19 protein-coding genes and 1 pseudogene are annotated in these 19361 nt (G+C 54.2%); 14 read left to right on the top strand and 6 right to left on the bottom strand.

Annotated elements, in window-relative coordinates; translation table 11 throughout:
- The first annotated feature begins 14 nt into the window (after positions 1-14).
- The 5 genes from EGK14_RS07045 to EGK14_RS07065 all read left to right on the top strand — a co-directional run bounded on the left by EGK14_RS07045 (position 15) and on the right by EGK14_RS07065 (position 6064).
- A complete protein-coding gene (locus EGK14_RS07045) occupies positions 15-938 on the top strand; it encodes a PstS family phosphate ABC transporter substrate-binding protein (protein ID WP_125288385.1) in 924 nt (307 codons plus the stop codon).
- Between the two features lie 175 nt (positions 939-1113).
- Positions 1114-2217, top strand: a complete 1104-nt coding sequence (locus EGK14_RS07050; protein ID WP_125288386.1) for a cobalamin-independent methionine synthase II family protein — start codon at positions 1114-1116, stop codon at positions 2215-2217.
- 368 nt (positions 2218-2585) lie between these two features.
- Entirely contained in the window at positions 2586-3908 is a 1323-nt protein-coding gene (brnQ, locus tag EGK14_RS07055) for a branched-chain amino acid transport system II carrier protein (protein WP_125288387.1), read from the top strand.
- A gap of 67 nt (positions 3909-3975) precedes the next feature.
- Positions 3976-5331 carry a proline-specific permease ProY gene (gene proY, locus EGK14_RS07060; protein ID WP_125288388.1) on the top strand — a complete coding sequence of 452 codons (1356 nt, stop codon included), beginning with the start codon at positions 3976-3978 and terminating at the stop codon, positions 5329-5331.
- A 238-nt stretch (positions 5332-5569) separates the two neighbouring features.
- Positions 5570-6064, top strand: coding sequence for an Hsp20 family protein (locus EGK14_RS07065; RefSeq protein WP_125288626.1), 495 nt, complete (start codon positions 5570-5572; stop codon positions 6062-6064).
- A gap of 157 nt (positions 6065-6221) precedes the next feature.
- Here the strand turns inward: EGK14_RS07065 and EGK14_RS07070 are convergent, their stop codons facing one another.
- Positions 6222-6800, bottom strand: a complete 579-nt coding sequence (locus EGK14_RS07070; protein ID WP_125288389.1) for an Ail/Lom family outer membrane beta-barrel protein — start codon at positions 6798-6800, stop codon at positions 6222-6224.
- Positions 6801-7689: 889 nt separating this feature from the next.
- Here EGK14_RS07070 and EGK14_RS07075 point away from each other — a divergent pair.
- On the top strand, positions 7690-7881 hold the full coding sequence (locus EGK14_RS07075; protein ID WP_125288390.1) for a SymE family type I addiction module toxin: 192 nt from the start codon (positions 7690-7692) through the stop codon (positions 7879-7881).
- Between the two features lie 180 nt (positions 7882-8061).
- Here EGK14_RS07075 and EGK14_RS07080 read toward each other — a convergent pair.
- Together EGK14_RS07080 and EGK14_RS07085 are read right to left on the bottom strand one after the other, a co-directional pair.
- A pseudogene (locus EGK14_RS07080) lies at positions 8062-8511 on the bottom strand (POTRA domain-containing protein); the annotation flags it as partial.
- 224 nt (positions 8512-8735) lie between these two features.
- Positions 8736-9977, bottom strand: coding sequence for a histidine-type phosphatase (locus tag EGK14_RS07085; RefSeq protein WP_125288392.1), 1242 nt, complete (start codon positions 9975-9977; stop codon positions 8736-8738).
- A 268-nt stretch (positions 9978-10245) separates the two neighbouring features.
- Here EGK14_RS07085 and ycgZ point away from each other — a divergent pair, with 268 nt between their 5' ends.
- The 3 genes from ycgZ to EGK14_RS07100 all read left to right on the top strand — a co-directional run bounded on the left by ycgZ (position 10246) and on the right by EGK14_RS07100 (position 11252).
- Positions 10246-10491 carry a regulatory protein YcgZ gene (gene ycgZ, locus EGK14_RS07090; RefSeq protein ID WP_125288393.1) on the top strand — a complete coding sequence of 82 codons (246 nt, stop codon included), beginning with the start codon at positions 10246-10248 and terminating at the stop codon, positions 10489-10491.
- A gap of 173 nt (positions 10492-10664) precedes the next feature.
- A complete protein-coding gene (locus tag EGK14_RS07095) occupies positions 10665-10958 on the top strand; it encodes a hypothetical protein (RefSeq protein ID WP_125288394.1) in 294 nt (97 codons plus the stop codon).
- 45 nt (positions 10959-11003) lie between these two features.
- A complete protein-coding gene (locus EGK14_RS07100) occupies positions 11004-11252 on the top strand; it encodes a biofilm/acid-resistance regulator YmgB/AriR (protein WP_125288395.1) in 249 nt (82 codons plus the stop codon).
- 483 nt (positions 11253-11735) lie between these two features.
- Here the strand turns inward: EGK14_RS07100 and EGK14_RS07110 are convergent, their stop codons facing one another.
- Positions 11736-12338, bottom strand: coding sequence for a peroxiredoxin C (locus EGK14_RS07110; RefSeq protein WP_125288397.1), 603 nt, complete (start codon positions 12336-12338; stop codon positions 11736-11738).
- A 177-nt stretch (positions 12339-12515) separates the two neighbouring features.
- Positions 12516-13097, bottom strand: a complete 582-nt coding sequence (locus EGK14_RS07115) for an ACP phosphodiesterase (RefSeq protein ID WP_125288398.1) — start codon at positions 13095-13097, stop codon at positions 12516-12518.
- 168 nt (positions 13098-13265) lie between these two features.
- Between EGK14_RS07115 and queA the strand changes: the two genes are divergently transcribed.
- From queA to secF, 5 genes are all read left to right on the top strand, one after another.
- A complete protein-coding gene (gene queA, locus EGK14_RS07120; protein WP_125288627.1) occupies positions 13266-14336 on the top strand; it encodes a tRNA preQ1(34) S-adenosylmethionine ribosyltransferase-isomerase QueA in 1071 nt (356 codons plus the stop codon).
- A 94-nt stretch (positions 14337-14430) separates the two neighbouring features.
- Entirely contained in the window at positions 14431-15555 is a 1125-nt protein-coding gene (tgt, locus tag EGK14_RS07125) for a tRNA guanosine(34) transglycosylase Tgt (RefSeq protein WP_125288399.1), read from the top strand.
- 24 nt (positions 15556-15579) lie between these two features.
- The gene (gene yajC, locus EGK14_RS07130) at positions 15580-15912 is read left to right on the top strand and encodes a preprotein translocase subunit YajC (protein ID WP_125288400.1); all 333 of its coding nucleotides are present in this window, start codon (positions 15580-15582) and stop codon (positions 15910-15912) included.
- Positions 15913-15939: 27 nt separating this feature from the next.
- Positions 15940-17787, top strand: coding sequence for a protein translocase subunit SecD (gene secD / locus EGK14_RS07135; RefSeq protein ID WP_125288401.1), 1848 nt, complete (start codon positions 15940-15942; stop codon positions 17785-17787).
- 10 nt (positions 17788-17797) lie between these two features.
- The gene (gene secF, locus EGK14_RS07140; RefSeq protein ID WP_125288402.1) at positions 17798-18766 is read left to right on the top strand and encodes a protein translocase subunit SecF; all 969 of its coding nucleotides are present in this window, start codon (positions 17798-17800) and stop codon (positions 18764-18766) included.
- 46 nt (positions 18767-18812) lie between these two features.
- Here secF and EGK14_RS07145 read toward each other — a convergent pair whose 3' ends face one another.
- Positions 18813-19361, bottom strand: coding sequence for a DUF3251 domain-containing protein (locus tag EGK14_RS07145; protein WP_125288403.1), 549 nt, complete (start codon positions 19359-19361; stop codon positions 18813-18815).

The raw sequence follows: 19361 nt of genomic DNA on the forward strand, positions 1-19361 counted from the left end.
TGGCGGATAAAAAAATGAAAAAGTGGTTTTTGGCGCTGCTGCTGCTGTGCGGCACGGCAACTGGCGCGAATGAAGGGATGCTGGCGGGTAACCTCAGCAGCGTGGGGTCGGATACGCTCGGCACGCTGATGGCGCTGTGGGGTGAAAGCTTTAACCGCCATTATCCGGGCGTCAACGTACAGATTCAGGCTGCGGGATCGTCGACGGCGCCTACCGCGCTGGCGGCGGGCGCAGCACAGCTTGGCGCGATGAGTCGCCCTATGCAGGCGGTGGAGCGCCAGCTGTTCGAGAACCGCTACGGCTATGCGCCGCTGGCCGTGCCGGTAGCGATGGACGCGCTGGTGGTGGTGGTCAATCAGGATAATCCGCTACAGGGCATCAACGCTCAGCAGCTCGACGCTATTTTCTCCGTAACCCGCCGCTGTGGCGCGACGTTTACCGTACGCAACTGGGGCGATCTTCAGCTTAAGCAGCGGGAATGGGCGCAGCGGCCTGTGCAGCGCTTTGGCCGCAATTCCGCATCCGGCACCTGGGGATTCTTTCGCCAGCAGGCGCTGTGCAACGGCGATTTTCGTAACGACGTGGGCGAATATCCCGGTTCTGCTGCGGTGATCCAGGCGGTGGCGAGTACGCTGAACGGTATCGGCTACGCGAGCATGGGGGCGCATATGACCGGGGTAAAAACGCTGCCGGTCGCCCTTGACGGCGCTCGCGAGGTTGCGCCTTCGGTAGAGAATATTCGCAGCGGCCGCTATCCCTACGCGCGACCCCTCTATATCTATGTCAACAAAGCGCCGGGCCAGCCGCTGGAGCCGCTGACGAAAGCTTTTTTACGGCAGGCGCTGTCAACGCAGGGCCAGGCGCTGGTTACGCAGGCGGGCTATCTGCCGCTGTCGGACGATCAGCTGAAGAAGGCCAGAGCAATGGTGGAGGAGTAAGCGCCACCAACATGAATTTTTTTCATGGGTAGTGAAATTTCCTCGTTTGCCGCTGAATCTTTCTCATGACATTCTTGCATTCAGCCATTTAGACATCCAGATGTCTTGAGATAACAAGCAGTAACTATTTCACCATGAAATTATGCGCCGCTGCGCAGGCCAGGAGTGACCGATCATGCAAAGAGATTCAGCCCAATACCGCGCCGAAGTTGTAGGAAGTTTTCTGCGTCCTGCCGTTATCAAGCAGGCCCGCGAGCAGTTTCAGGCCGGTGAAATCGACGCCGCCGCCCTGCGCCAGATCGAAGACAAGGCGATCCGCGAGGTTGTGGAGCACCAGCGCGCCAGCGGCCTGAAAGTGGTCACCGACGGCGAGTTCCGCCGCGCGTGGTGGCACTTCGATTTCTTTGACGGCCTGGACGGCGTGGAGCGCTATGAAGCGGAGCAGGGCATTCAGTTCAACGGCGTGCAGACCAAAGCGCGCGGCGTGAAGGTCACCGGCAAGCTGGGCTTCGGCAACCATCCAATGCTGGAAGATTTCCGTTTCCTGAAAAGCATCAGCGGCGATGCCATTCCTAAAATGACTATCCCAAGCCCAAGCGTGCTGCACTTTCGCGGCGGCCGTAAAGTGATTGATGCTAATGTCTATCCTGACCTGAAGGATTACTTTAACGATCTGGCGCTGACTTACCGCGATGCGATTAAAGGCTTTTATGACGCCGGCTGCCGTTATTTGCAGCTGGACGATACCGTCTGGGCTTACCTGTGTTCGGAAGACCAAAAGCAGCAAATCCGCGAGCGCGGCGACGATCCACATGAGCTGGCGAACATCTATGCTCAGGTGCTGAATAAGGCGCTGGAAGGCAAGCCTGACGATATGATCGTGGGCCTGCATGTTTGCCGCGGCAACTTCCGCTCGACCTGGATTTCCGAAGGCGGCTATGAGCCGGTCGCGGAAATTCTGTTCGGCACCGTGAATATTGACGCCTTTTTCCTGGAGTACGACAACGAGCGTTCCGGCGGGTTTGAGCCGCTGCGCTTTATCAAACCGGGCAAACAGCAGGTGGTGCTGGGGCTGGTAACGACCAAAACCGGCGAGCTGGAAGATTCGGAAACGGTGAAGAAGCGCATCGCGGAAGCGGCACAGTTTGTCAGTCTGGATCAGATCTGCCTTAGTCCGCAGTGCGGTTTCGCCTCGACGGAAGAGGGCAACAGCCTGACCGAAGCGCAGCAGTGGGCCAAGCTGCGCCTGGTAGTGGATATCGCTAAACAGGTCTGGTAGGCCGGGCAAAAGATGCAAAAGGCGCGTTTATACGCGCCTTTTGTGCATCCACTGGCTAAATAGTGCAGAAAATAACGCCGTGAAGTTCAAAAAAAATACAAATCATGTAAGGCATCTCGCCTGTAATCTGAAGTGATTATCTGGCTTAAGCAATTTCTACGCTATATCACTCTGCTTTCTCGATCCCGTATTGCCTTTCTCCGCTATAAACGTTTTACTTACCGCCGTTTTATTTATATCCCTGTATAAAAGATCATAAACAGCATATTCGCACCGATAACACCGTTCAACGAGGCGGATCGGCGGCTGAAGACGCACAGGGAAACAGAACCGACATCGCGATTTCACTCAACATCAGTACGGGCCTTATGACAAATCGTTTAACCTCCAAAGACATCCTCGCGCTGGGCTTTATGACATTTGCCCTGTTTGTGGGTGCCGGTAACATTATTTTCCCGCCGATGGTGGGTATTCAGTCCGGGGAACACGTCTGGATCGCCGCGCTTGGCTTTTTGCTGACCGCCGTCGGCCTGCCGGTTATCACCGTTATCGCGCTGGCGCGCGTGGGCGGCGGCATCGATGCGCTCAGCTCGCCGATTGGCAAAGCGGCGGGCATCGTGTTGGCTACCGTCTGCTATCTGGCCGTCGGCCCGCTGTTCGCCACGCCACGCACCGCGACCGTCTCTTTTGAAGTGGGTATTGCGCCGATGACCGGCGACAGCCCGCTGCCACTGTTTATTTACAGCCTGGTCTATTTCGCGCTGGTCATTGGCATCTCCCTTTACCCGGGCAAGCTGCTGGACACCGTCGGGCATATCCTGGCGCCGCTGAAGATTGTGGCGCTGGCCGTACTGGGCATCGCCGCGCTGATCTGGCCTGCGGGCGGCCTGGCGCCGGCTACCGAGGCTTATCAGCATGGCGCTTTCTCCAGCGGCTTTATTAACGGCTACCTGACGATGGATACGCTGGGCGCCCTGGTGTTTGGCATTGTTATCGTGAACGCGGCGCGCTCTCGCGGCGTTAGCGAAGCCGGTCTGCTGACGCGCTATACCGTTATTGCGGGCCTGATCGCCGGCGTTGGCTTGACGCTGGTTTACCTTGCTCTGTTTAAACTGGGTTCTGACAGCGCCTCTATTGTCGATCAGAACGCCAACGGCGCTGCTATTCTGCACGCCTATGTGCAGCATACCTTCGGCGATCTGGGCAGCCTGTTCCTGGCAGCGTTGATTTTTGTCGCCTGTATGGTGACGGCAGTTGGTCTGACCTGCGCCTGCGCCGAGTTCTTCCAGCAGTATCTGCCGCTGACCTATCGCCAGCTGGTGTTTATTCTGGGCCTGTTCTCAATGCTGGTGTCCAACCTGGGGCTGAGCCAGCTGATCCAGTTCTCTATACCCGTGCTGACGGCTATCTATCCGCCTTGCATCGTGCTGATTGTGCTGAGCTTTACGCTGCGCTGGTGGAATAAGAGTACGCGTATTATCGCGCCGACCATGCTGGTGAGCCTGATTTTCGGCGTTATCGACGCTATTAAAACCACCGGTTTTAAGGATACGCTGCCTGCATTTACGGCCAACCTGCCGCTGGCCGAGCAGGGTCTGGCCTGGCTGCCGCCTTCGCTGGTGATACTGGTCGTCGTGGCCATCTGCGATCGCGTTATGGGACGCGCGCAGGTGAATGCGCACCAGCAGTAAAAGTGTGATACCTTCTCCTGCCCGATCTCCGGCAGGAGAAGTTGACAGAGTTCAGGCAGAATGAAAGATGAAAAATAATACGCTCAAGAAGGGACTGAGTACCCGCCACATCCGCTTTATGGCGCTCGGTTCGGCCATCGGCACGGGTCTGTTTTATGGTTCGGCTGACGCAATGAAAATGGCCGGGCCAAGCGTGATCCTCGCCTATATCATCGGCGGTGCTATCGCCTATATCATCATGCGTGCGCTGGGCGAAATGTCGGTGAACAACCCGCAGGCCAGCTCGTTTTCGCGCTACGCTCAGGATTATCTTGGCCCGCTGGCGGGTTATATCACCGGCTGGACCTACTGCTTTGAAATTCTGATTGTCGCCATTGCCGACGTAACCGCTTTCGGCATCTATATGGGGGTCTGGTTCCCCGACGTGCCGCACTGGGTATGGGTGCTGAGCGTGGTGCTGATTATCGGTGCGATTAATCTGGCCACGGTAAGAGTTTTCGGCGAGGTGGAATTCTGGCTGTCGCTGTTTAAGGTCGCCACTATCATTATTATGATCGTAGCGGGCATCGGTATTATTTTCTGGGGGATCGGCAACGGCGGCCAGCCTACCGGCATCAGCAATTTATGGACTAACGGCGGCTTCTTTGCGCACGGCGTTATCGGCATGGTGCTGTCGCTACAAATCGTGATGTTCGCCTACGGCGGCATTGAGATTATCGGTATCACCGCTGGCGAAGCGAAAGATCCCGCCACGTCGATCCCACGGGCGATTAACACGGTGCCGCTGCGTATCCTGGTGTTTTATGTCGGCACGCTGTTTGTGATTATGTCCATCTATCCCTGGAACCAGGTTGGCACTAACGGCAGCCCGTTCGTGCTTACTTTCCAGCATATGGGCATAGCCGCTGCGGCAGCCATTCTGAACTTTGTAGTGATTACGGCCTCGCTTTCGGCGATTAACAGCGACGTTTTCGGCGTGGGGCGGATGTTGCACGGTATGGCGGAGCAGGGCCATGCGCCTAAAATGTTCGCCACCGTTTCGCGTCGCGGTATTCCGTGGATCACCGTGCTGGTGATGATGTTAGCGATGCTGATTGCGGTATACCTGAACTATCTGATGCCGGAAAAAGTCTTCCTGGTGATCGCCTCGCTGGCGACGTTTGCCACCGTCTGGGTATGGATTATGATCCTGTTTGCCCAGATTGGCTTCCGCCGCACGCTGACGCCCGCGCAGGCGAAAGAGCTGAAGTTCGCCATGCCCGGTGGGATATTCACGGCCATCGTCGGTATTCTGTTCCTGTTCTTTATCATCGGCCTGATTGGCTACTTCCCGGATACCCGCGTATCGCTTTACGTCGGTATTGGCTGGATAGCCCTGCTGCTGGTCAGCTGGACGCTGGTGAAGAAGAGAATCAAGGCGTAGGCCGGAAAGCAAACGGCATTTCGGCCTGTCGCCCTGAAAAAGCCTGAGTCCGGCAGTACGTCCGGCTCAGGTTTTTTTATGCGTCACACTCAGGGCGACGATGGCAAACAGCCGGTAAAAAAAATTTTATTTGTAACGCTTGAAACAGGTTCAGCCGACCCTATTTTACTTACGAGCAGGCGGCGAACCTGCCCGAAATGAGCTTTTGAATAGAGACTGTATTCAGGAGGTTATGATGATGACCGTACGCAACTTCTCCCTGATCCCTTCTTTAAGCGACGCGCTGTTTTCAGACCGTTTCAACCGTATGGATCGGCTGTTCAGCCAGCTGACCGGCGACACGCCCGTAGCCGCTACGCCCGCCTATGATATTCGTCGCGTAGATAAAGATCGCTATGCGCTTGCGGTGAGCGTACCCGGCTGGAAAGAGAGCGAGCTGTCTATTGAAACGGTAGGCGGACAGCTAACCATTTCCGGTAAGAGGGAAGAGCAGAAAGAAACGGAAAGCGCAGAAAATGGCTGGCTGCATCGTGGCATCAGCCGTGCCGACTTCCGTCTTAGCTACACGGTGCCGGAGCATGTAAAAGTCACCGGCGCGAAACTGCAGGACGGCATTCTTGCTGTGGATTTGTATCAGGAAATCCCTGAAAGCGAAAAACCACGCCGCATCCCTATCACGCACAGCCAGCAGGCGATTGAAAACCAGCAGGCTATTGAGCATCAGTCTGCGTAAAAGCTTCGTGGCATAATAAAGACCGCTATCTTTTGGTAGCGGTCTTTTTTAATGGAGCAGGCGGAAAGCTATTACGAACGGAAAAAAAATTCCGGAAGAAAAAATCCTCCGGCATTTGTTGAAAGCGCTGTTTATACAATGGCGAAAATAGCAGATTTTAAAAGCTATAGCCCAGGCCAATATTAAAACCATTGATAGAGTGGTTTTTATTTCCAGCGTCCAGGCGAGAGCCTTCATAACCAATATCAATGGCCAGGTACTCTACCGGGTTGATTTGCAAGCCGATGCCGTACATCAGAGAGGCTTTGTTTTGATTGCCGGACTCTTCTCCCTTGTTAATATACCCTCTGTCACCCTCATAATTATTCCAGTTTGAGCGGTGATCCAGCTTGTTATAATTTACACCTAATAATCCATAGGCGCTGATATACTCATTGAACCGATATGTCGGTCCAGCTGCGGAAGAATAATATTTTAAATCGATATAGTTATTTATTATATCCCGGTATGCCATAGAAGTACTGTTTTCTTTACCGCTCATATAAGTAAAGGAGCCGATAATACCAAACGGTGAATTCCACTCGTAACGGTATTTCATATTAACCCCTCTGATATTTTTAAAATCCTGCACTTTGCTTTGTGAGTAACCGATGCTGAAGGTCTGTTGATCGGCATTCGCGGTCGCGCTGAAACCCAGAGTTGCAAAAACAATGCTGACAAGAGCCAGGTTTTTCATAAATCATCCTTAATTTAAAATTGACGTTGTGTTACGTATTCAGCTAAATGGTGTGCGTACTATAAGATTGAATATGTCTGTAATTCTGCTGAATCAGCCGCATAATAACGTGATGGTATCATTTTTAGGGATGGTGAGGTTTAAATTGTGATCCAGGTATTATTTTTTATCCCATTGATTTTTTCATGAAATTTTGAAGCGGCTATCTGAAATTTTTACTGCTCTGTCTGGCTGGTTTAACAGGATAGATTATATAAATTAACGTAATTAACATGGGTTGTTATTATTTTAATTTTTTATTAATTATCTGATATCGATTACCCTGCTATCAAAAATCAAAAATCAAAAATCAAAAATCAAAAATCAAAAATCAAAAATCAAAAATCAAAAATCAAAAATCAAAAATCAAAAATCACAAATCACAAATCACAAATCACAAATCACAAATCACAAATCACAAATCACAGATTACAGATTGCTAAACACATACTTTAAAGCTGATTGCGTAAAACCTGATTTATATAAAGTTTTATACGGGCCTGTATCGTTTGATGCCGTATAAGAAAAGAAAGCGTAACAGTATGTTATTTATAACTTCGGTGCGGCAGTCGGCCTGAAATTTATTCTATGCTTTGTGGCACGGAATGCTGATAATCCCTGCCGATTGTAGTTTACCTGTCATTCTGAAAGGGTAGGGGAGAACAATTCATTTTTCCGAGTCTCCTCGCATTTTAATATTGTCTTTTCAGTGAGTTTGCATGGGGGAGGTTGTATATTTAAACAGGTAAAAGCAAGAAGAGTAAAAGTGGATAGATGATTTTTAGCGCGGCGATATTGGGAGGCAACCCTTTACCGCCGCTGACCACAACTAACTGTTAGGGAGTTAATTATGGCTGAGACACATCATAAGCCAGAGAGAGCCACACACACAACCCGCTGTTATACCGTGGGTTATGTCAGTGATGCGAAGTACAAGCCCGTTCCGGCGGCTACTCTGAAGGGCCACTGGCTGAAGGAGATAGGGTTTGATACTGGGACGGCGCTGGAGGTGAAAGTTTTACCAGGCTACCGGCTGCCGTAAGAGAGGCTGACGCCGACGGTCGCATTGTTGGCCGGATCGTCACCTTTTGCCGCGTCCAGCCGTGCTGCCTGGGTCGCGCTCACGCCGCTAAGCGCCGCCTTCATGCCCTGTAGCCCCGCCACCGTCGCTCTCTTCTTTTACCTGCCGCGCCGTGGTCACCGCCGTGCCCGCCGTGCCGGAAAGCGCCAGCTTGAGTTCGCCGCTGTTAAGATCCTGCTGCGGAGCCAGCACACGAGTCGTGATATAACCGTGATCGATCAGGCGGTTTTGCAGCGCGCTCATCAGCAGATTAATGCCTTTCCCGCCCAGACAGTGACCAACAGCCTGACCGGCGATCCGCTGCAAAGGCAGCCAGTGCGGTAGCGCGCCTGCTCCCGTCAGAACAACCCGGCTCAGTGGGAAACAGGGCTTTTCCTGGGGAAAGACCAGCCCACTGAAACCTGAGGCCGGTGGCGTAAGGCGCATGTCCGGCACCGTGGGCCGCAACTGCTGCTCCAGGGCATTTTGCCGCTGCAAAATCAGCGGTTCGTTAGCGGGCGTTACGGCAAGTGTTTTTAACGGCAATATAGCGGTTATGAAAATGAAGCTGTAAAGGCAAAGCGGGGCGAAACGATGGCTGAAAACCAACATTGACGAATCCTTGTCAAATAATTAGTTAATTAATAAAGAATTTTTCAGCGTAACGATCGAGGGTCGATCGGGCAGCGTAACTCTATCGCCTTATGATAAGTAGGGTTTTTCTGGTTTACAATCAGAAATATTGTCTGGTCAGGAAGGTGAGGGGCCGAAGCCGATCCTGCTGTCGGCCACAACTAAGGAAGCAGCGCTTCAGAGAAAGGCGATCGGCCCCTCCCTTACAAAGGGGCGATATGTTTTTCTATCCGTTGCATAGCGGCCTGCCAGGGGCACAGCGTGCCTACGCTCGTTTGCCTGCATCCCGAAAACGTCAGCTCGCTCAGCAGCAGAGGGTGCTGCTTATCAAGCGGCGTAAGCTCGCGCAGCTGGGCAAGGCTTTGCGCCTGAAAATAGATGCGAATAAAACGCTCGTCCTTATGCCGCCACCGCTCGAACACCAGACTGCCGCCGGGCGGAATATTGCCGTGCGGATAATCGGCCTGCTGCCAGCGGAAATCCAACAGGGTACGCAGCCAGGCAATATTGATATCATGAGCGACATAGAGCAGCCAGCGCACGTCCGGCGGCGCGTCGGTTGCTCTCTCTCCGGTCACGCCAGCGCGCAGCGCGCCGGCAATCTGGTTCATCAGCCCTGAAGTGCCACGGCTGGCCAGCGTGGGCAAATCGTTGGTGTAATCATACTTAGCGCTCAGCAGCGGCAGCAGCGCGGCCAGTTCCGCCTGATTATTAACCTTGCCGAAGGCCACTTCGCCGGGCGGCTGGTTTTCGCTCCATTCCAGCCGCAGCGTTTCCGCCATTGCAGCCAGCGTATCCAGCCCCTGAATGCCGACCGTGCCGTTCGACCAGGTGGCAAGCTGCCAGGGCTGGCTGAAAACAGGGCAGGGACGATCGGGCTGACAGACGGCTTTTTTTAACGCGTCGATTTGCGGTTGCAGCCGCCGCTGCGCGTCTGCCAGGCTGCCGCCCATCGCGCGTAGCGCTTCCTGACGGTGCGTCGCGGCCTGCTCCGGGCTAACTTTCTCGTTGGGAAGCTGAAACAGCGAGGCAGCCATGACATGCGTCTTAATGCCGCAGCCCGGAAAAGCCGCCTCGGCTAATGCCTGCGCGGTTGCCTGGGTACGCTGCATCGGACTGGCTATCAGATGAAAATCCCGTTCCCCCGGGCAGCCTTTGTCCAGCAGGCCTGCTTCACGATAGTAACTGCTCTCGTAACGTCCTTTCAGCCAGGCGGCCGTATAGCCGTGACCGGTCAGGTTACCGTCTGCGGTCAACCAGTCGGGCCAGCGCCTGGCCGAACCGTTTTCGATAGCTCGTCGGTTATCCGGTGAAGGCGGGCGAACGCCGTGTCGGCTGACCTCCACCACCTTTTCCAGCACGTAGTCCGCCTGTACGGGCTGGCTAAAAAAAGCAGTGAGGCCAGCAAAAAGCACGGCCGCGGGTGAGAGCAAAAACTTGTACATCCATACATCCTTAAGGATTTGTGCTGCGAAAAGCATCCTGGTGAATATTCAATCTGTAGAGAGCGAAAAACGCAACTTCACCTGCTAGAACACCTGAATATCCCTCTCAAAAAACATGCTGGCAGAGTATTACACTGTGGGTCGCACTTTTTGCTACAAAAAAATGGCTTGTACAACTTCAAAATAGCTGTACACATTTGCCGAAACTGGTTAACTTAAGCGCAGAGTTATTTAAACACGTTTTAACCTACCAACTGAAGGGGGCTGTATGCGTCAGGATGGATCTAACCCGAAAACTGCAGGTGATATCAGTCGCTACTTCAGTGAAGCGATGATGCCCTCTCAACAGGAAACGTTGGGGCAGATTGTGGTGGAGATTCTGCGTTCAGGTAAAAATATTAACCGCAAGGCGATCTGTTCTAAGCTACTGAGGCGGCTTGAACTGGCCTCCGATGCTGGACAGGAAAAGCATTATCACGAGCTGATAGGCATGTTGTTTGGCCGTGAGGACTGAGTTTCAAAGCCTGGATGATGATTACCAGACGTCCTAACTTTTCTGCTCGGCCCGGCCTGCTTTCCCGCCTGGCCCTTTGATCGGCGGTGGTTGGCAAACCTGCTGCCTCCCAGGGTTACTTCCGGGAACTGTGGCTATTTATGTGCCCACATCACTGATACAGAGAAGCTGGTATGTACAGAAACGACGATGAAAAACTGATTGATATAGTGCTGGGTGAGGCCGTACTGGTGCTGTTAAAAACCGATGCTACCATCAATAATGCCGCGCTGATCCGTCAGCTGCAGGCGATGGCCGCCGTGGAAAAAAGCGCCGCCAGGCACCGTGCCTGCAAACAGGCTATTACCGATGTCAGAAATAATATAAAGACGGGTAACAATCGCTATACGCACGAAATTCGCGACGTGGATAACGTCACGCATCTTTTTACCAGCGAAGGCCCGCCAGACGGCACTAAAAAACATTGAGTCAATTCAGGTGGGGACATCCCGCCCTTTATAAAGGCGAATACTATGCAGCAGCACTCTTCAGAGCCGGGCATCCTTGAACATTTTCAGGGAGAAGGTGATTTACTGGCTCAGGAAACCAAAGTTATCGGCGCCGTGATCAGAGAAATTGCGGCAGCCGGTGGCTACGTAACAAACAAAGCGATTATCCTGAAGCTGATTGAAAAGCTGGAAAACACCTCTGATGTCGTCCAGCTGGATATCTTCCGCCAGGCGCTGGAAGTAGTGGTGGCCCGCACGCCTGACGACGCATAGCCTTTACCAACATCCCAGGCGGCCTGTGCCGGTCGGCATAAGGCAATAGCCGAAGCCTGCTGCCTGGGACTGTTGAAAAAAGGGTTTGTACAGGGACTATAAGGGTTAATGGAAGCGGTCGAGTATCGATCGGAAAGCGCGCTGAATAGCGGCCTTCATGTTTTCGTCTGTAGTTTGTGCGCTGTGGATCTGAAGTCTAATCAGGATGTTATGTCTTCCTACCGGTTCGCCGCTTTCCAGCAGCTCTGCTACGGCTCTGCCGATGAGGGCACAGATTTCTGAAGAATACGCCTGCTCGTTTTTGGGCACTCTTTTCCCTCTTTGAACTGTACCTGTAAACAGACTATCACAGCCCGCCGCAGTGGGTATACTTCTGCTGTATATTTAACCTGGTGCGCCCGCATCAAAAGCTTACGCCGCCTGAATTGCCCGCATAAAAAAAGCTCGCCGAGGCGAGCTTTATTCCGCAGTCTGCAAATGATATTACAGCTTGCCAGCGTTCTCAGACAGGTATTTCGCTACGCCGTCCGGAGAAGCGCCCATGCCTTCTTTGCCTTTTTCCCACTGAGCCGGGCACACTTCGCCATGTTCTTCGTGGAACTGCAGCGCGTCAACCATACGCAGCATTTCATCAACGTTACGGCCCAGCGGCAGATCGTTAACAACCTGGTGGCGAACCACACCGGCTTTGTCGATCAGGAAAGAGCCGCGCAGCGCAACGCCGGCATCCGGATGCTCGATGCCGTAGGCTTTCTGGATTTCACGTTTGATATCCGCAACCATCGCGTATTTTACTTCGCCGATGCCGCCTTTATCGATTGGGGTCTTACGCCATGCGTTGTGAACGAACTCGGAGTCGAAAGAGACGCCGACCACTTCCACACCGCGCTTCTGGAATTCTTCGTAACGCTTGTCGAAAGCGATCAGCTCAGAAGGGCAAACAAAAGTGAAGTCCATTGGCCAAAAGAACACAACGGTGGCTTTACCAGCGGTGTGTTTTTTAAAGTTAAAGTTTTCTACGATTTCACCGTTGCCCAGCACGGCTGCGGCGGTGAAATCAGGGGCCTGACGAGTTACGAGAACCATAGTCACTCCTGTAAGGATAAATTAAGGGAAACGGCCGCCAGTATGGGGCGCGATAGCATTGTAAACCAGCGATAAAAGCCGATTTCTGTGATAGGGCTTACCTATCAAAAAGCTTTTTTATTCAACGTGTTCGCCAACAATAACCTTTTGCAACAAAAGGGCAAGCGGCAATTGTGGCTACAGTGACTGCTGACGGGCTTTAACCATCATCTGCGGATAAAACTGCCGGAAAACAACGTCGAGCTGTTGATAATTATCAACAAAGTCCTGATAGCAATCTGCCAGCGCGGCCAGGCGAGGACGGCGGCTGGCCATCCCACTCAGCACGTCCTGCAAATAGGACGCTTCCGCATACTTTTCCATCCAGCGATCCGCCCACAGATAGCGGTTCAGATTCTGGAAACGCTCCGGCGTGGTGGCCAGGTGCGGGCCGATTTCCGCCCGCGCCTGACGTAAAAAATCCGGTAAAGCCGTTTCCGGCACGATCTCATCCCAATGACGGGATAAAAAGTGATCCCAGATGACGTCCAGCGCGATAGACGATACGCGATAGGTTTCGGGGCGGAAAAAACCGCGTGCGATCCGGACTTCCGGTAAGGCGTCGGTCATGACGTCAACGCGTCGGTGCAGCAGAATGCCGGCGGCAACGTTATCAGGCCAGACGTCACGCGGATTGCCGCGCACGAAGTCAGCCATCAGGTTGCCGAGCAGGGAACTGTTGGCCAGCCGGGCCAGATGAAGGTGAGCAAGAAAGTTCATCGCGGCAGTATATCGGCTTCTGCCGTGTCGGGATACTGCTGATAGCGGCGCGCGGAGCGCATCGACGCCCGTTGGCGGACGGTTTAACCGATAGATGCGGCGAATGGTTCAGAATTGGCGGGTTTTCAGCTAGAATGTGCGCCCTGATTTCCCTGACTGTGAATGACCATGCGCGTTGCCGATTTTTCTTTTGAGTTGCCCGAATCTTTGATTGCCCACTATCCGCAGGCCCAGCGCAGCGGATGCCGTCTGCTGTGCCTTAACGGCCCGGACGGCGCGCTGACCCACGGGGTGTTCACCGATTTACTGGATTTGCTCAATCCGGGCGACCTGCTGGTTTTTAACAATACGCGCGTGATCCCGGCGCGTATTTTCGGCCGTAAAGCCAGCGGCGGCAAAATCGAAGTACTGGTTGAACGGATGCTGGACGAGCACCGCGTGCTGGCCCATATTCGCGCCTCTAAAGCGCCGAAAGCGGGCGCCGAGCTGCTGCTTGGCGACGACGAAAGCGTCAAAGCGACGATGGTTGCCCGTCACGACGCGCTCTTTGAGCTGCATTTCGACGACGAGCGCGCCGTGCTGGATATTCTGGACGCCGTCGGCCATATGCCGCTGCCGCCTTATATCGACCGTCCTGACGAAGATGCGGATCGCGAGCTTTACCAGACTGTTTACAGCGAACGTCCCGGCGCGGTGGCTGCGCCTACTGCTGGCCTGCATTTTGACGAACCTATGCTGGAAGCGCTGCGGGCGAAGGGGATTGAAACCGCTTTCGTTACGCTGCACGTCGGCGCGGGCACGTTCCAGCCGGTACGCGTGGACAGCATCGAAGATCATATTATGCACGCCGAGTATGCCGAGGTTCCGCAGGAAGTGGTGGATGCGGTACTGGCCTGTAAAGCGCGCGGCAACCGTGTCGTCGCCGTAGGTACAACTTCCGTCCGCTCGCTGGAGAGCGCGGCGGCGGCGGCCAAAGACGCGCTGATTGCGCCGTTTTTTGACGACACCAAAATTTTTATTTATCCCGGCTATGCGTATCAGGTTATTGATGCGCTGGTCACCAATTTCCATCTGCCGGAATCGACGCTGATTATGCTGGTTTCCGCTTTCGCGGGCTACCGTCACACCATGCACGCTTACGAGCAGGCGGTGGCGGAGAAGTATCGCTTCTTCAGCTATGGCGACGCGATGTTTATCACCCGCAATCCGCAGGCGATAAACGAGCAGGTCGGTAAATAATGCCATAACCGGCTTTGTCCGGTTGCGACGCCTGCGCCCGACCGGGGCGCAGGTCAACTCTTAAGCATCAGACTGTTTCTCTGATGGAGGCAACGTGAAGTTTGAATTAGATACTACTGATGGGCGCGCGCGCCGTGGCCGTCTGGTTTTCGATCGCGGCGTGGTGGAAACCCCGGCCTTTATGCCTGTGGGCACCTACGGCACCGTAAAAGGCATGACGCCGGAAGAAGTGCAGGATACCGGCGCGCAGATTATTCTCGGCAACACTTTCCACCTGTGGCTGCGTCCCGGCCAGGAGATCATGAAGCTGCATGGCGATCTGCACGACTTTATGCAGTGGAAAGGGCCAATCCTGACCGATTCCGGCGGTTTCCAGGTGTTCAGCCTGGGCGACATTCGTAAAATCACCGAAGCGGGCGTGCATTTCCGCAACCCGATTAACGGCGATAAGATCTTCCTCGATCCTGAAAAATCGATGGAGATCCAGTACGATCTCGGTTCCGATATCGTGATGATTTTCGACGAATGCACGCCTTATCCTGCCGACTGGGATTACGCCAAACGCTCAATGGAGATGTCGCTGCGTTGGGCGCAGCGCAGCCGCGACCGCTTTGATTCGCTTGAAAATAAAAACGCGCTGTTCGGGATTATTCAGGGCGGCGTTTACGAAGATTTACGAGATGTCTCCGTAAAAGGACTGGTAGAGATCGGCTTTGATGGTTACGCTGTGGGCGGCCTGGCGGTCGGCGAGCCGAAAGAGGACATGCACCGTATTCTGGAGCACGTCTGTCCGCAGATCCCTGAGGACAAACCGCGCTATCTGATGGGCGTCGGCAAACCGGAAGATCTGGTTGAAGGCGTACGTCGCGGTATCGATATGTTTGACTGCGTGATGCCTACCCGCAACGCCCGTAACGGCCACCTGTTCGTTACTGACGGCGTGGTGAAAATCCGTAACGCGAAATATAAAGATGATACGGCTCCGCTGGATGCAGAGTGCGATTGCTACACCTGTCGCAACTATAGCCGCGCCTATTTGTATCATCTGGACCGTTGTAACGAAATACTGGGTGCGCGTCTTAACACTATTCATAACCTGCGCTACTACCAGCGCCTGATGGCTGGTTTACGCAAGGCTATTGAAGAGGGTAAATTAGAGCACTTTGTTACCGAATTTTATGCGCGGACGGGCAAAGCGGTTCCGCCGTTAAACGTCTGATAATTAATCAATGAGGGAAAATTAATGAGCTTGTTCATTTCTGATGCAGTGGCTGCTGCGGGTGCGCCAGCACAGGGAAGCCCGTATTCGCTGGTCATCATGCTGGTGGTTTTTGGTCTGATCTTCTATTTCATGATCCTGCGCCCACAGCAGAAACGTAGCAAAGAGCATAAAAAACTGATGGATTCCATCAGCAAGGGTGACGAAGTGCTGACCACCGGCGGCCTGGTCGGACGCGTAACCAAAGTGGCGGATACCGGCTATGTAGCTATCGCGCTGAACGAGACGACGGAAGTTGTGGTCAAACGTGATTTCGTGGCTGCCGTTCTGCCGAAAGGTACGATGAAGGCGCTGTAATTTTTTGTTTTCCCTAAGGGAACTGCCGTGTTAAACCGTTATCCTTTGTGGAAGTACATCATGCTGATCGTCGTGCTTATCGTCGGTCTGCTCTATGCGCTTCCCAACCTGTATGGTGAGGATCCGGCTGTTCAGATCACCGGCGCGCGCGGAAGCGCCGCCAGTGAACAGACGCTGAATCAGATCCAGAATGCTTTAAAAGAAGAGAATATCCAGAGCAAATCCATTGCGCTGGAAAACGGCGCTATCATGGCGCGCTTCGCTAACGGCGACGTGCAGCTGCGCGCTCGTGACGCCATCATCAAAACGCTGGGCGAAGACTACGTGGTCGCGCTCAACCTTGCTCCGGCCACGCCAGGCTGGCTGAGTATGCTGGCCGCAGAACCGATGAAGCTCGGTCTCGATCTGCGCGGCGGGGTACACTTCCTGATGGAAGTCGATATGGACACCGCCCTGGGCAAGCTCCAGGAGCAGAATATCGATAACCTCAGAAGCGATCTGCGCGACAAAAATATTCCCTACACCAACGTGCGTAAAACCGATAACTATGGTCTGGAAATTCGTTTCCGTGACGCACAGGCGCGTGACGACGCCGTCAGCTATCTGACCGGCCGCCATCGCGATCTGGTGATCAACGCCAGCGGCAGCAATCTGCTGCGTGCGGTAATGTCGGATGACCGCCTGCGTGAAGCGCGCGAATATGCGGTTCAGCAGAACATCACTATCCTGCGTAACCGCGTGAACCAGCTTGGCGTTGCCGAACCGCTGGTGCAGCGTCAGGGCGCTGACCGCATTGTGGTCGAGCTGCCGGGTATTCAGGACACCGCACGTGCTAAAGAGATCCTGGGCGCGACCGCCACGCTGGAATTCCGTCTGGTTAACACTTCCGTCGATCCAACTGCTGCCGCCAACGGCCGCGTACCGGGCGATTCCGAAGTGAAAAATACCCGCGACGGCCAGCCGGTAACGCTGTACAAGCGCGTGATCCTGACCGGTGACCATATCACTGACTCGACGTCGAGCATGGATGAGTACAACCAGGCACAGGTCAATATCTCGCTGGACAGCGCGGGTGGCAACATCATGTCCAACTTCACCAAGGATAATATCGGTAAGCCGATGGCGACGCTGTTTGTGGAATACAAAGACAGCGGTAAAAAAGACGCCAACGGCCGCGCTATCCTGGCGAAGCAGGAAGAAGTGATTAACGTTGCGAATATTCAGTCCCGACTGGGCAACAGCTTCCGCATCACCGGCATCAGCAATCCAAACGAAGCGCGTCAGCTGTCGCTGCTGCTGCGTGCGGGCGCGCTGATTGCACCAATCCAGATTGTGGAAGAACGCACCATTGGTCCAACCATGGGCGCGCAAAACATTACTCAGGGTCTGGAAGCCTGCCTGTGGGGCCTGATCGCCTCTATCGTGTTTATGGTGGTTTACTACCGTAAGTTTGGCGTGATTGCGACCACCGCGCTGGTTGCGAACCTGGTGCTGATTGTGGGGATTATGTCTCTGCTGCCTGGGGCCACGCTGACCATGCCGGGTATTGCCGGTATCGTGCTGACGCTGGCGGTCGCTGTTGATGCTAACGTACTGATTAACGAACGTATCAAGGAAGAGCTGAAGAACGGGCGTTCCGTTCAGCAGGCGATCCATGAAGGCTATAGCGGCGCGTTCTCCAGTATTATCGACGCCAACGTCACCACGCTGATCACGGCTATTATCCTTTATGCTGTCGGTACGGGATCCATTAAAGGCTTCGCCATCACCACGGCTATCGGTGTAGTGACCTCTATGTTTACCGCTATTGTCGGTACCCGCGCCATCGTCAACCTGCTGTACGGCGGTAAACGCATCAACAAGCTGTCTATTTGAGGAGTGCGTTGTGGCACAGGACTATAGCGTTGAACAACTGAACTACGGCCGTAAAGTCCATGACTTTATGCGCTGGGACAAGCTGGCCTTTACTCTTTCCGGCCTGCTGCTGATCGCCTCTTTTGCGATCATGGGCCTGAAAGGGTTTAACTGGGGTCTGGATTTCACCGGCGGTACGGTGATTGAAATTACCCTGGAGAAACCGGCCGAGCTGGATAACCTGCGCGGCGCGCTGGAGAAAGCAGGCTTTACCGATCCGCAGGTGCAGAACTTCGGCAGCAGCCGCGATGTGCTGGTGCGTATGTCGCCACACGAAGGCAACGCGGGCCAGGAGCTGGGCAACAAGGTCGTCAGCATTATCAATCAGGCGACGGCGCAAAACGGCACCGTGAAGCGCATTGAGTTTGTTGGCCCAAGCGTGGGCAGCGATCTGGCGCAGACCGGCGGCATGGCGCTGCTGGTAGCGTTGATTGCTATCCTGGTTTACGTTGGTTTCCGTTTTGAGTGGCGACTGGCGTTAGGGGCCGTACTGGCGCTGGCGCATGACGTGATCATCACCATGGGCATTCTTTCTCTGTTCCATATTGAGATTGATTTGACCATTATCGCGTCGCTGATGTCGGTTATCGGTTACTCGCTGAACGACAGCATCGTGGTATCGGATCGTATTCGTGAGAATTTCCGCAAGATCCGTCGCGGTACGCCTTACGAAATCTTCAACGTCTCGCTGACGCAGACGCTGAGCCGTACCATTATGACCTCCGCCACCACGCTGGTGGTGGTACTGATGCTGTTTATCTTTGGCGGCGCGCTGCTGGAAGGCTTCTCGCTGACCATGCTAATCGGCGTGTCCATCGGGACAATTTCATCTATCTATGTGGCTTCGGCGCTGGCGCTGAAACTGGGGATGAAACGCGAGCATCTGATCCAGCAGAAAGTGGAGAAAGAAGGCGCCGATCAGCCTTCGATTTTGCCTTAAGGCTTTCCGCTGTAAAATAAAAAGCGCCGCATCTGCGGCGCTTTTTTTATGGTTGCGTCTGGGCCACGACATCGTGAACCCGGACATAGCCCAGCTGTTCCGGCGGCAGATTGCTCAGGCGCAGCGGCACCGTAACTTCGCTACGAGGCAGCAACGAGGCCGTCACGCTGAAAGTCTGGCTCTGGCTGTTTACCTGCAGCGGTTTACCGGTGGTCGGATCCAGCTCGCCCCATTCTACCGTTGCGCTGAACGCCGGCAGGTTGTTGTCTCCGGCAGAGCGAATATGCAGTATTGCTCGCGTACCGTTGGCTTCATTTTCTATGTGGCTCAGCGACAGCTTCACCTCGCCCAGCTGGCTTTGCAGCGGCACGGCCGTGTTGGTGGCCGGCAGCAGCCATGCGCCCTGGCTGGAATTGCCGTTAAGCATATTCTGGCGCGTCAGCGCCGTTGCCTGCTCGGTAAGCTGCTGCATCTCATTGTTGAGCTTGCCCACCTGGTTATGCAGCCTGTTGATCTGCGGCTGCTGCGGTGAAGCGCAGCTTGCCAGCAGAGCGACCAGCGGCAGCAGCGAGGCCTTTTTCAGGTATCCGGCCAT

It is taken from the genome of Erwinia sp. 198, from assembly GCF_003937915.1.
In the GTDB taxonomy this organism is placed as follows: domain Bacteria; phylum Pseudomonadota; class Gammaproteobacteria; order Enterobacterales; family Enterobacteriaceae; genus Erwinia; species Erwinia aeris.